We start from the raw sequence: 12670 nt of genomic DNA, 5'->3' as shown, positions 1-12670 counted from the left end.
GCTGCAGCACGCATCCGATGCCCGTTTCTTCGACCGTCGCCGCGATTCTCGTGCCCCACTGGCCCGCGCCTGCGCGCGTCCGCGCGGCGGTGACGACGCGACGCATGCCCGGCACGTCGCAGGCGCCGTTCGATACATTCAATCTTGGCGCGCATTGCGGCGACGATCCGGTGGCGGTCGCCGCGAATCGCACGGCGCTGGTGGGGTTACTGAACCTGCCGCGCGAGCCGCGCTGGCTGCGCCAGGTGCACGGCACCGATGTGGTGTCGTTCGATGCCGCGGCCCCGGGCGGCGATACGCCGTGCGCCGACGCGTCGTTGACGCACGCGCCCGGCGTCGTGCTGGCGGTGCTCACCGCCGATTGCCTGCCGCTGCTCGTCTGCACCGACGACGGCAGCGGCGTCGCCGCGATCCATGCCGGCTGGCGCGGCCTTGCCGCGGGTGTGATCGAGCGCTGCATCGGGAAGTTGCACACGCCGCGCGAAAGGCTGATGGTCTGGCTCGGGCCGGCGATCGGCGCGCGTTCCTACGAAGTGGGTGACGAGGTGCGCGAGACTTTCCTCGCGCGGTCCGCGCACGACGCGCAGGCGTTCGCGCCGACGCGGCCAGGACACTGGCATTGCGATCTCTACGCGCTCGCACGCAATCGGCTGGCGGCGCTCGGCATCGACCGGGTGCATGGCGGCGGTTTCGACACCTGTGTCGATGCGCGTTTCTATTCCCATCGTCGCGACCGCATCGGCGGCCGCTTTGCCAGCCTGATCTGGCTTGCGGAAGGTTGACGATGGGGGCGGCCGCTGCGCCGCCGGTACCCGCGCCGTGGCACGATCGCGGTTGAAGCGGATGCCGTCGCACCCCATATCTTGCGCAGTGTGCGGCTGCGGCCCCTTTTCATTGTGTGGATTTCCCGATGCGAATGGACAAACTGACTTCGCGTTTCCAGCAGGCGCTCGCCGATGCGCAGAGCCTCGCCGTGGGACGCGACAACAACATGCTCGAACCCGCGCATGTGATGGCGGCCTTGCTCGACCAGCAGGGTGGCTCGACCGTGCCGTTGCTCGCGCAGGCCGGCGTCAACGTGCCCGTGCTGCGCCAGCGCGTGAACGAGGCGATCGAGCGCCTGCCGCAGGTGAAGGGGCAGGAAGGCAACATCAACGTCTCCAACGAGCTGTCGCGCCTGCTCAACCTGACCGACAAGCTTGCGCAGCAGCGCGGCGATGCGTTCATCGCGAGCGAGCTGTTCGTGCTCGCCGCGGTGGACGACAAGGGCGAGGTCGGCCAGGCGCTCAAGGCGGCCGGCGCGACGAAAGCGAAGCTCGAAGCGGCGATCGAGAAGATGCGCGGCGGCGAGAAGGTGGCCGACGAGAACGCCGAGGATCAGCGCCAGGCGCTGGAGAAATACACGATCGACCTGACCGCGCGTGCGGAGAAGTCCAAGCTTGATCCGGTGATCGGCCGCGACGAGGAAATCCGCCGCGTGATCCAGGTGCTGCAGCGGCGCACGAAGAACAACCCCGTGCTGATCGGCGAGCCCGGCGTCGGCAAGACCGCGATCGTCGAGGGCCTCGCCCAGCGCATCGTCAACGGGGAGGTGCCCGAAGGGCTGCGCGACAAGCGCGTGCTCTCGCTCGACATGGGCGCGCTGATCGCCGGCGCGAAATTCCGCGGCGAGTTCGAGGAGCGCCTCAAAGCCGTGCTGAAAGATCTGTCGAAGGAGGAGGGCAACATCATCCTCTTCATCGACGAACTGCACACGATGGTCGGTGCGGGCAAGGCCGACGGCGCGATGGACGCGGGCAACATGCTCAAGCCCGCGCTCGCGCGCGGCGAGCTGCACTGCATCGGCGCGACCACGCTCGACGAATACCGCAAGTACATCGAGAAGGACGCCGCGCTCGAGCGCCGCTTCCAGAAGGTGTTCGTCGGCGAGCCGAGCGTCGAGGACACGATCGCGATCCTGCGCGGCCTCAAGGAGAAGTACGCGCTGCACCACGGCGTCGAGATCACCGATCCCGCCATCGTGGCGGCGGCCACGCTTTCAAACAGATATATTCCCGACCGCCAGTTGCCCGACAAGGCCATCGACCTGATGGACGAGGCGGCTTCGCGCATCCGCATGGAGATCGATTCCAAGCCGGAGGAACTGGATCGGCTCGAGCGTCGCCTGATCCAGTTGAAAATCCAGCGCGAGGCGCTGAAGAAGGAGAGGGACAAGGAATCGCAGCAGCGTTTGGCCGATCTCGAAGCCGACATCGCCAAGCTCGAGCGCGAGTTCTCCGACTTGAACGAAGTGTGGAAGGCCGAGAAGGCCGCCGTGCAGGGCACGACCAAGATCAAGGAGGAGATCGAAAACGCGCGCGCCGAACTCGAGGCCGCGCAGCGCAAGCAGGACTTGGCGAAAGTCGCGGAAATCCAGTACGGAAAAATCCCGCAATTGGAAAAGCAGCTCGGCGCGGCGCAGGAGGCCGAGGCCAGCGGCTTCCGTCTGCTCCAGCAGAAAGTGACCGGCGAGGAGATCGCCGAGGTCGTCAGCCGCTGGACCGGCATCCCGGTGTCGAAGATGCTCGAAGGCGAGCGCGAAAAGCTGCTGCGCATGGAGGACGTGCTGCATCAGCGCGTCGTCGGGCAGGACGAGGCGGTGCATGCGGTCGCGGACGCGATCCGGCGCTCGCGCGCGGGCCTGTCCGATCCGAACCGGCCGAACGGCTCGTTCCTGTTTCTCGGCCCCACCGGCGTCGGCAAGACCGAGCTGTGCAAGGCGCTGGCCGAATTCCTGTTCGACTCGGGCGACGCGCTCGTGCGCATCGACATGAGCGAATTCATGGAGAAGCATTCGGTCGCGCGCCTGATCGGCGCGCCCCCTGGCTATGTCGGCTACGAGGAAGGCGGTTATCTCACCGAAGCGGTGCGCCGCCGTCCGTACAGCGTAATCCTGCTCGACGAGGTCGAAAAGGCGCATCACGACGTGTTCAACATCCTCTTGCAGGTGCTCGACGACGGCCGCCTGACCGACGGCCAGGGCCGCACGGTCGATTTCCGCAACACCGTGATCGTGATGACGAGCAATCTCGGCTCACAGCTGATCCAGGAGATGACCGGCGACACCGAGGAGGAATACACCAAGATGAAGGCGGCGGTGATGGGCGTCGTGCAGGCGCACTTCCGGCCCGAGTTCATCAACCGCCTCGACGAGATCGTCGTGTTCCGTCCGCTCGACAAGACGCAGATCCGGCAGATCGCGCGCATCCAGACGGCGTATCTCGGCAAGCGTCTGGCCGAGCGTCAGTTGAACATGACGATCAGCGACAAGGCGCTCGACCTGCTCGGCAACGTCGGCTTCGATCCGGTGTTCGGCGCGCGTCCGCTCAAGCGCGCGATCCAGCAGCAACTCGAGAATCCGCTGGCGAAGGAGATTCTCGAAGGCAGGTTCCAGCCGGGCGACACCGTCAAGGTCGATGCCGACCACGGTCGCCTTGGCTTTGCGAAAGCGTAAGCGCCGCCGCCCTGCGCGCGACGCTTGGGCGGCGACCTACTTTTTCTGTCTCAATGCGGCCACATCCGCGGCGGTCAACTTGTCGCTGTAGTGATTGCCGAAATGCGTGCGGATATAGTTGACGACGCCGGCGATCTGCTCGTCGCCGAGCGAAACGGCGCGCATGAACGGCAGCAGGTCGCCCGACCCTGATGGGCGCTCGATGAAGGACGGCATGTTGCGCCGGCCATACAATACGGTGGCGGTCACGTAGCGGGTCGAGGCCAGTGCGGGATCCCCGGCGAACGCCGGATAGCGACCTGCACCGACCGCGCCGCGGCCGTCGGGCATGTGGCAGCCCTGGCAGATGTGCTGGTAGACCTGCTCGCCGGTCGAGACCTTGAGTTCGGCGTTGCTGAAGGCGCCGTTGTCGTCGGCTCGGGCGTTGCCGGCGAGTAACGCCAGCATGGCGACCAAGCCGAGAACGCGAAGTGTCGATCGCATCCTGTTCATGCCTTGGCTCCGGCCGAAACGGCGCGTTGGTGCAGGCGGCCGATCGCGTCGAGCGCGGAGGTAACCGCGCCCTCCTGCCAGGCCGGAATGTACGAGGCGTGCTCGCCGGCCAACACGATGCGGCCATCGATCTGGCACAGGTTGTCGTAGTGCTTGTCGCGCAGTTCGTCGGTCCACGCGCCGGCGCAGCCCATCGTGAACGGCGAGCGGTGCCATGCCATCGCGACGCCGTTGTCGAATTCCCTGGCGTACTGCGGATGGATCCGAGTGCCCATTTCGACGCACTTCTGCACGCGCTGCTGCGGCGTCATCGCGGTGAAGTCCATCGCGGCCAGGCCCCACATGTAGGCGCCGAGCAGCACGCCCTTGCCTTTGCTGAAGTAGTCGCTGCTCGGATAGGCGATGTTGGAGATAGGCAGGTCCGTGTAGGTGATGCCGCCGTAGATGTTCTCGTCCTCCTCCCAGAAACGGCGCTTGAACTGCAGGCCGATCTTGATCGCTGCCGAATACGGCACAGCCGAGATCGCCTCGGCCATCGCCTGGCCGACGTTCATCGGTATCTGGCTGAGGATCGACAGGGGAATCGTGTTGACGCACCAGTCGGCGCGCGCGCTGAGCTTGCTGCCGGGCCGGGTCGTATCCTCGTAGGTCGCGGTCACGCCGGAGGCGTCCTGCTTGATCTCGATCACCTTGGCGTTGTAGCGGATGAGCGCGCCGAGTTCCTTGCCGAACGCCTCGCCGATCCTGCCCATGCCGCCGACCGGCTGGAACATGGTCGTCTGCATTTCGTAGAAGTCGCCGACGGCAAGCGCCATCCACAGGCCGGAGTCGAGCACGTCCTTCAGGCCCATGGGTTCGGACGGTATCGGCACGGCGGTCAGGCCGCCGCCCGGATCCTTCTCGAAGCCGCGGCGATTGCTGCTGCCGTTGTTCTTCGTGTAGGCGAAGTTCTGGTCGAGCGCGCCGATCGCGCGCAGCGAGAACAGCAGCTTCTCCTGGTCTTCCTTCGTCACCGCGTCTTCCAGTTTGCTCGTGCGCACGGCCTTGGCGAGCAGTTCGCAGACGTGGCCGTGGTAGTCGGCCTTGAGCGGGCGATAGCGCTGGGGCTTGCCGCCGAACGCTTTCGTGCTGTGCACGTAGGCGTTGTAGTTGACCTGGACGAAGGCTTCGAGCGGCACGCCGAGCCTCTTGCAGTAATGCAGGATGCCGTAGTGGTGGTAGGGCAGCCGCCATGGACCGGGGTTGACGTAGAGGCCTTCGTCGAACCTGCACTCCTGCTTGAAGCCGCCGAGTTCGGTGTACCTGTCGCCGCCGCGGATCGACCAGTTGCGGCCGCCAGCGCGATGGTTGTATTCGAGGATCTGCACCTTGTAGCCGGCTGCGCGCAACTCGTAGGCTGCGACCATGCCGGCGATGCCGGCGCCAAGCACAAGCACCGAAGCGCCCCGGGGGGCGCCTTGCAGCGAAACGGGCGCGAAGCTCGATTCGCCTGCGAAACCCAGGCTGTTCATCGCCTGGTACATCAGCGCGCCGCCTGCGGTCGCGCCGATCATGCGCAACAACTCGCGGCGCGTCAGCGTGGAATTTTCTGTGGTCATCGCTCGTCAGTCCGTTCGATGGAAAGACCGGCCGTGCACGAAAAAGCGCCAGCCGGGCATGCGCAAAGCGCCGTGATGTGCCCGTCACGCCGTTCCGGCATTGCCGTTCAGAACTTGAATGTCGCGTTGGCGAACCAGTAGGCGCCGAAGAGACCGACCGGGCTGCTGGTCTGGTACGGACCCAGCATGCCCCATTGGTTCTCGTAGTTCTGCACCTCGAACTGGTAAGCCGCCTTGGGCCATCCGGAGGGATACTTGTTGAAGATGTTGTTGCCGCCGGCGGTCAGGCTCCACATGTCGCTCGGTTTGAAGGTGACGCTGAGGTTGGTCAGCGCCATCACGGCGATGCGTTCCTTGAAGTAGGTGCCGCCGTCGAATGTGGCCGTCGTCAGCTGCGACAACACGCTGGCCGGGTAGGCAATGCCGAAGCCGTCGTTGTTGGTGTTGGCGGCGGCCCATTGGTACTGCGGACCGTAGACCTGCTCGGAAACGGTGAAGCTGAACTTGCCGACGTTGAAGGTCGGGCCGAAGTTTATGCGGTACTTCGGGTTGTTCTTCTCCAAATTGACGATGTCGACCTGGCTCAATACCGAACCGCCGCCCAGGCTGACCGGGGCCTGCGCCGCGCTGAGCACCGTCATCTTGTTGTAGTTGATCGCGAGCAGCCAGTCGATCGAGGCCCAATCGAAATCGGAGTGGTAATTCGTCACCCAGTCCAAGCCCTGCGTCCGGGTCTTGATCGCGTTGTAGAAGACGCTGACCGAGATGTTCTCGCGCGCCGTCGGGTCGAGCGAGCCGCCGGAGACATTCGGATCGATCGCGCCGAGATAGCCGCTGCTGACCAGTGCGTTGCCCAATGCCACGTTGTAACTGTCCGTGGCGACGCCTGTGGTCGGTACGCATGCCGTCGAGCCGGACGTGTAGCACAGGTTGAGGGGGACCACGCGGTTGGCGATCGTGATCCGATAGAAGTCCAGCGTGCTGTTCAGGTTTTCCAGCGGGCGAAACACGAAGCCCAAGCTGTAATTGGTCGAGGTCTCCGGCTTGAGGCCGCTGCTGCCGAGCAACGCTCCGACGGCAGGATTGTTGGGCTGCAGGATCGGGTTGGCGGAACTCGGACCCACCGCCACCTGGGTGTAGTACTCCTCGCCGAGGTTCGGTGCGCGGAAGCCGGTGCTGGCAGTGCCGCGGATCGCGAACGCTTCGCTGAAGTCGAAACGCGTGGTCAGCTTGCCGATCACCTTGCTGCCGAAGTCACTGTAGTTCTCGTACCGCGCGGCGATGTCGACCAGCCAGTGTTCGACCGGGTAGAAAACCGCATCGGCGAACACGGACTTGGCGTTGCGGTTGTATGAGCCCGCCACGCCGGGACCGTAGCCCGGAAAGGACGAAGCGCCGACCTTGTAGTACGAGGCCGGATCGCCGGGCGCGATGCCGTAGCTGTCCTTGCGGTATTCGAGACCGGCATTGAGGGTCAGCGGCGCCGACAGGCCAACCTGGAAATCGCGGGTCAGGTTGAAGTTGGTCGTCCACTGTCCGGCCTTGAACGCGCCGTCGTAGAAATTCGCCGGTGAATAGCCGAGTTCGCTGTACAGGCTCTGGTTTTCGGAGTTCAGGGTGTAGACGTTCATGCGGTTCTTGCCAAGCCCGCTCGACAAGTCCCAGGCCCAGCCGGCGATGTTGCCGTTGAGGCCGGCAGTCAGCTGGAAATCTTTCTCACGCGAGGCTTCCGACGGGTTGAAGCCGAGCAGATACATGTAGGACGTATTGCCCGTGACGGGATCGGTATAGCCGGGCAGCTGATCGGGTGCGCGATAGTTTTCTTCGGATTGCGCCCGTTTTTTGCCGAAGCCGCCGAAGGCGTAGAATGAAATGTCGTCGGTCAGCTGTGCGCCGGCGTTGAAGTACAGCGTCTCCCGATGCACCGCCGGTGGATTGAGCCAGTTGTTGAGGTACGGGAATTTCGGATTGAGCCTCGCGTTCTGCATCAGCGGATCGAGTGCCGCCCAACCCGCATAGGAATCGTCGTCGTACGCTGCCGCGACTTTCTGGCAGTCCGCCAGGTTCTGCAGGCAGTTGCCCAACGCCTGCGGGCCGAAGCGGTAGATGCTCTGGCGGTTTTCGGACTCGGCGCTGAGACTGAAGAAGTTCTTCTCGTCGCCGAACGCAATGTTTGCGCCGGCCTTCGGATCCTTGCCGCCGCCATCGCCGTACTTCGAATAGCCGACGCTGACTTCGCCGCCGGAGTGGTTCTTTTTCAGGATGATGTTGACGACGCCGGCAATCGCGTCGGAACCGTACAGCGCCGCGGCGCCGTCGGTCAGGACTTCGACATGGTCGATGGCTTCCTGCGGGATGAACGACAGGTCCGCGGCGTCGTCGCCGTTGCTCGTGTTGACGTTCGCGGTGATATGGATGCGCTTGCCGTTGACCAGGACCAGCGTGTGGTTCGCCGAGAGGAAACGGAGGGAAGCGGTCAGGGTCTGGCTGGCCATGTCGTTGCCGACCTGGTTGGAGTTGTACGACGGCACCACCATCGCGATGGCGTTCTGCAGGTCGGGTGCGTTGGTCGTCTTGAGGTTTTCCGCGCTGACCAATTGGATCGGCGCCGGGCTGTCCGTCACCGTCATGTCGGTCTTGCGCGTACCCGTCACGATCACGGTCGACATTTCCTTGACGGTCGGGTCTGAACTGGTGTCGCTTGGTTGCGCCAAAACGGTGTGCGCGGTCAGCAGGAGTGCCAATGCAACGGCGGTCGATAAGCAGGGAGACTTCATCCAACGATAACGTGCGGCCATGATCCACCTCGCTTTTTTTTGCATTTGCGGTTCGAATTGAACCGGAATGATCGGAGCGCCAGAGATATGTTGTGGAGCAATAAAAAGACGACGTCTGCGAGGCATACTTTTCTGCAGACACGCAGTCCGATGCAGGTCTAGCAAAGCCCATGCCGAATGTCATGAAAATGTAAAATCGTTCTACATCAAATAATTGCGATTGTATGGGTGCGTCAGTTCGATTCCGGTACGCCCAATAAACGGGCATGGTCACCGGAGTTGCACCAGATTCAAGCGTATTGTGCGCCGCAGCAATATGGCCGCGCCATTGGCACTAGGCTCGCTCCGCCGCGGACCGGAAGCACCAATGGCCGCGCACGCTGCTGCGCGCGCAATGGCGGAAACGACGAGTCTGTTTTCCGTTGCGGAAAGCGATGAGGGGCGGGGGAAGGAAACGCCTTTCCGGCCTTTCCTCACCCGGCGTTCCCGCCGCCGGGCGGCGGCGGGAGAAAAACGCTTACTTGCGCGCCGCGGTCACTTCGATTTCGACCAGCCAGCCGGGATTGGCTAGCGCAGCGACTTGCATGGCCGAGCGTGCGGGCACGTTGGGCTGCTCTGCAGTGCCGAAGAATTTCGTATAGCCCTTCATGAGCCCGGCGAAGTCCAGCTTGCCGCCCTTGCCCGGATCGCCGACGAGGAAGACCTGCATTTTTACGACGTCCTTCATCGACAAGCCCATTCCCTTCAGCGTGGCTTCGATCTTGGCGAGGGCGGAAACGGTTTGCACCTCGGTGTCGCCGTAGGCCTCCGTTGGCTTGTCCTTCGGCGCGTCCTTGTTGATCACGTCGCCGCCCATGCCGCTGACGAAGACGAGGCTCTGGCCTGCGGGCACGACCACTGCCGAGGCGATCGGAAAACTGCCGGCGCGGACGCGCTCGACGTCTTTCACGACCGCGGCCGGCGGGGCGCAGGCGCTCAGCATGGCGGCGGCGACGATGGCGAAAACGGGCTTTTTCATCTGCGACTCTCCGGTGGTTGCCTAATGAAGTTCAGCGCAATTTCTTCACGTCGTCCGCCGTCAGGGCGTCGCCGTAGTGATTGTCGAAGTGTGTGCGCACGTAGTTGACCACCGCCGCCACCTGCGCATCGCTCAGCATGGAGCCGAACGGCGGCATGCCGTGGCGCCCCTTGAGCACGGTAATGGCGGGGTAGGCGGCGCTGGCCAGCGGGGGATCGGCGGCAAGCGACGGATAGCGGCCCGCGCCTTCGGCGCCCTTCGCGTCGGGCATGTGGCAGCCTTGGCAGATCGCGCGGAACAGGGTCCCGCCGTCCGCATGACTGAAAGCGGAATCGGGATCAAACGGACTGCGATTCGTGGAGAACGGCGGCGGTTGCTCCTCGTCGGCAAGGGCGGGCGGTGCGAACGCGAGCCCGAGCAGGCTCGCGCCGATGCGACACGCAAACGGGCGCAGGTTCATGCCTTGCCTCCCGCCGTGGCGACCGCCTTCGCGTGCAGGCGCGAGATCGCGTCGAGCGAGGACAGCACCGCGCCTTCCTGCCACGCCGGCAGGAACGAGGCGTGCTCGCCTGCGAGTGCGATGCGGCCATCGATCCGGCACAGGTCGTCATAGTGTCTTGCGCGCGCCTCGTCCGACCATTCGCCGGCGCAGCCGAGCGTGAACGGGGAGCGGTGCCAGGCCACGGCGATGCCGTTCTCGAATTCGCTCATGTACTGCGGATGGATCCGCGCGCCCTGTTCCAGCGTTTTCTGCACGCGTTGCGCCGGCGTCATCGCGGTGAATTCGTAGGCGTTCGGGCCGCCCCATACGTAGGCGCCGAGCAGCACGCCCTTGCCGGCCGCGTGCATGCCGGCGATCGGATAGCCGATCTGCTGGATAGGCTGGTCGGTGTAGCTGATGCCGCCGTAGATGCGCTCGTCCTCTTCCCAGAAGCGGCGCTTGAACTGCAAACCGACCTTGACCGAAGCGCCGTAGGGCACGGCTCCGATCGCGGCCTGCATCGCCTCGCCGACCTGTACCGGCATCTGCGAGAGGATGGACAGCGGAATCGTGCACAGGCACCAGTCGGCCTTCTCGATGCGCGTCGTGCCGGGATGGGCCGGGTCGACATGGGAGACGGTCACGCCGCGCTCGTCCTGGTCGATGCGAGTCACCTTCGAGTCGAATTGCACGAGCGGCTTCACTTCACGGTACAGCGCCTGGGCGATCCGGTCCATGCCGCCGACCGGCTGGAAGATCGACTGGGCGACGTCGAAGCCTTCGGCGAAGGCCAGCATGGCCCAGCAGCCCGAACGCATCACGTCGTCGGGCGCGAGGGGCCTGGAGGGCACCGGGCGTGGCATCAGGCCGCCGCCGGGCTGTACTTCCCAGCCGCGCCATTCGCTGGCCTCGCGCGAGGCGACGTAGCGGTAATCCTTGTCGAGCGCGCCCCAGAAGCGCAGCGAGGCGAGCAGCAGTTCCCTATCTTCGCGGCTCAACGTATCGTCGAGCGCGCCTTTGTTGGCCGCCTTCCCGAGCAGTTCGGCGATATGGCCCTGGTAGTCGTGCTTGACGCGGGTGTAGCGCTGCGGCCTGCCGCCGAACCATTTCGTCGAGTGGAACCAGGCGTTGTTGTTGACCTGGATGAACGGTTCGAGCGGCACCTTGAGTTTTTTCGCGTAGTCGAGCATGCCGTAATGGTGGAACGGGATGCGCCACGGGCCCGGGTTGAGGTAGAGGTGCGGGTCGCGGTCGAACTCGCACTTCTGCCTGAAGCCGCCTAGCTCGGTGTATTCGTCGCCGCCGCGCAGCGTCCACGAGCGCCCGCCCGCGCGCCGGTTGTATTCGAGCACCTTGACCTTGTAGCCGGCGTGCGAGAGTTCGTAGGCCGCGACGAGCCCGGCCATGCCGGCGCCGAGGATCAGCACCGAGGCGCCGCGCGGAGCGCCCTCCAGTCTGACCGGACCCGTGTAGGTGGATTCCTCGGCATGGCCGAGCGCGGCCATCGCCTGGTACATGACCGCCGCGCCGGCGGTCCGTCCGATGCGCGCGAGCAGCGCGCGCCGGCTCATGGAGATATTCGATCCCCTACTTTGCATATGTTGCTCCGCACAAGAGCCGAGTATGCATGAATTCGCGGCCTGAAAGTACTATTTGTTGCGCCCCGATGCGGACGATGAGCAACGGCCGCGCCTCGTTCCGGTGGTGTGGTTCAAACGCCGTTGAAACCGCGCGGCGTCAAGCCGTCGCCCGATGATCGCGTTGGCATGAAAAAAGCCCGGCTTCGCGCCGGGCTGGATTCCCCTGGGGAGGAGGAGTGGGAGAAATGTCAGAATCTGAAATCGGCTTTGGCTTTGGCGTAGACGTAGCGTCCGCTGAAACCGAAGGGCGAGAGCGAGGAATACTGCAACCCGTCGCCGCGGTCTTCGTACGGAGCCAGAAGTGAGGTCTTGGCCGGGTAGACATTGGTCACGTTGCCCGATCGCGTCGCGCCTGCGTAGCTGTAGTCTTCGTAGCCTGCTGCGATGCCCATCGAGAGTTTCTCGGTCAGATTGGTTTCGAAGTCGACGTAGACGGCTTCGCTGTACTGGTCGAAACAACCTGCGTCCGCGGAAGCCAGACCCGGAAATACCTGCTAGCCTCCGGAGCGACCGCGTCCGACACCGGATCGATCGCGGCCGGGTTGAAATAGCACGAATAGGGCTCGCCGGAACGAATCTTGTACTGCTCGCGCCGATATTCGCCGCCGAAAGCGAAAGTGACCGGATTCGGCAGAAAGCCGACGTTGATACCGTGGCATCCAGATCGACCGCCATCGCGTCGTTGGCGTAGAGCGAACACGCCTGTCGAATCAGCACTTGGGCGAAGTCGGCATAGATGCGCCAGTCGCGGCCCTCGTTGGCGTCGGCAAGCGTCGAGCGTCTGACGGGCTCGCGCAGGCCCATGTGGTAGAGCTTGGACGACTGCGCCGCAAGGCACACCTCGATGTCGCGCAGACTCTCGCGGTAGGTGAGTTGGGCGAAGGCCATGACGCGGAACTGCTCGGCGCAGGACAACGTGCGGATGCGATGGTCGCCTTGGTAACGGGCGATGATGTGATGAAAGGTCTTCCACGGCAGGAAGTCCATGATCTGGGCGAACAGGGTTTTGCCGACGTACACGGCCATCTCCGGTTAGGAACGGGCCGCAAAGTTGGATCATTGACCAAACTCGATTCAAGTCGGGGACACCCGTGAAATGCTTTGGAACCCGCTTCAGGGCAGCGTTTTGGGCCTATGATGATGCTCGTTAACCGGACAGTTTAGTGAAATG

At 64.2% G+C, this 12670-nt stretch carries 9 protein-coding genes and 1 pseudogene; 2 read left to right on the top strand and 8 right to left on the bottom strand.

What is annotated here, in order from left to right; all coding sequences use genetic code 11:
• Positions 1-17: 17 nt before the first annotated feature.
• Together pgeF and clpB are read left to right on the top strand one after the other, a co-directional pair.
• Complete coding sequence (pgeF, locus tag QM741_RS18605; RefSeq protein ID WP_415209236.1) at positions 18-782, top strand: peptidoglycan editing factor PgeF; 765 nt, start codon at positions 18-20, stop codon at positions 780-782.
• A 128-nt stretch (positions 783-910) separates the two neighbouring features.
• Positions 911-3493 carry an ATP-dependent chaperone ClpB gene (clpB, locus tag QM741_RS18600; RefSeq protein WP_415209235.1) on the top strand — a complete coding sequence of 861 codons (2583 nt, stop codon included), beginning with the start codon at positions 911-913 and terminating at the stop codon, positions 3491-3493.
• 36 nt (positions 3494-3529) lie between these two features.
• On the opposite strand, the gene QM741_RS18595 is transcribed toward clpB, so the two are convergent.
• The 8 genes and pseudogenes from QM741_RS18595 to QM741_RS18560 form a co-directional block, all read right to left on the bottom strand.
• Positions 3530-3940: a c-type cytochrome gene (locus QM741_RS18595; RefSeq protein ID WP_415209234.1), complete on the bottom strand. Its 411-nt coding sequence runs from the start codon at positions 3938-3940 to the stop codon at positions 3530-3532.
• A gap of 41 nt (positions 3941-3981) precedes the next feature.
• A complete protein-coding gene (locus tag QM741_RS18590) occupies positions 3982-5583 on the bottom strand; it encodes a flavin monoamine oxidase family protein (protein WP_415209233.1) in 1602 nt (533 codons plus the stop codon).
• Between the two features lie 107 nt (positions 5584-5690).
• The gene (locus tag QM741_RS18585) at positions 5691-8327 is read right to left on the bottom strand and encodes a TonB-dependent receptor plug domain-containing protein (RefSeq protein WP_415209232.1); all 2637 of its coding nucleotides are present in this window, start codon (positions 8325-8327) and stop codon (positions 5691-5693) included.
• Positions 8328-8877: 550 nt separating this feature from the next.
• Complete coding sequence (locus QM741_RS18580) at positions 8878-9378, bottom strand: RidA family protein (RefSeq protein WP_415209231.1); 501 nt, start codon at positions 9376-9378, stop codon at positions 8878-8880.
• 31 nt (positions 9379-9409) lie between these two features.
• Positions 9410-9838 (bottom strand): c-type cytochrome, encoded by a 429-nt coding sequence (locus tag QM741_RS18575; protein ID WP_415209230.1) that lies wholly within the window; start codon positions 9836-9838, stop codon positions 9410-9412.
• Positions 9835-11430, bottom strand: a complete 1596-nt coding sequence (locus tag QM741_RS18570) for a flavin monoamine oxidase family protein (protein WP_415209229.1) — start codon at positions 11428-11430, stop codon at positions 9835-9837. The genes QM741_RS18575 and QM741_RS18570 overlap by 4 nt, the downstream gene beginning before the upstream one ends.
• Positions 11431-11687: 257 nt before the next feature.
• Positions 11688-11891 (bottom strand): hypothetical protein, encoded by a 204-nt coding sequence (locus tag QM741_RS18565; protein WP_415209315.1) that lies wholly within the window; start codon positions 11889-11891, stop codon positions 11688-11690.
• A gap of 259 nt (positions 11892-12150) precedes the next feature.
• Positions 12151-12519, bottom strand: a pseudogene (locus tag QM741_RS18560) (DUF4372 domain-containing protein); the annotation flags it as partial.
• Positions 12520-12670: the final 151 nt, after the last annotated feature.

Source organism: Rudaea sp. (assembly GCF_047601565.1).
Lineage (GTDB): Bacteria > Pseudomonadota > Gammaproteobacteria > Xanthomonadales > Rhodanobacteraceae > Rudaea.
This window is presented reverse-complemented; position numbering and strand designations above follow the sequence as displayed.

What these genes read in the sequence shown, in the direction of transcription:
- pgeF (WP_415209236.1), top strand. Translation starts at nt 18, where the DNA reads ATGCCCGTTTCTTCGACCGTCGCCGCGATTCTCGTGCCCCACTGGCCC.
- clpB (WP_415209235.1), top strand. Translation starts at nt 911, where the DNA reads ATGCGAATGGACAAACTGACTTCGCGTTTCCAGCAGGCGCTCGCCGAT.
- QM741_RS18595 (WP_415209234.1), bottom strand. Translation starts at nt 3,940, where the DNA reads ATGCTGGCGTTACTCGCCGGCAACGCCCGAGCCGACGACAACGGCGCC.
- QM741_RS18590 (WP_415209233.1), bottom strand. Translation starts at nt 5,583, where the DNA reads ATGACCACAGAAAATTCCACGCTGACGCGCCGCGAGTTGTTGCGCATG.
- QM741_RS18580 (WP_415209231.1), bottom strand. Translation starts at nt 9,378, where the DNA reads ATGAAAAAGCCCGTTTTCGCCATCGTCGCCGCCGCCATGCTGAGCGCC.
- QM741_RS18575 (WP_415209230.1), bottom strand. Translation starts at nt 9,838, where the DNA reads ATGAACCTGCGCCCGTTTGCGTGTCGCATCGGCGCGAGCCTGCTCGGG.
- QM741_RS18570 (WP_415209229.1), bottom strand. Translation starts at nt 11,430, where the DNA reads ATGAGCCGGCGCGCGCTGCTCGCGCGCATCGGACGGACCGCCGGCGCG.
- QM741_RS18565 (WP_415209315.1), bottom strand. Translation starts at nt 11,891, where the DNA reads ATGGGCATCGCAGCAGGCTACGAAGACTACAGCTACGCAGGCGCGACG.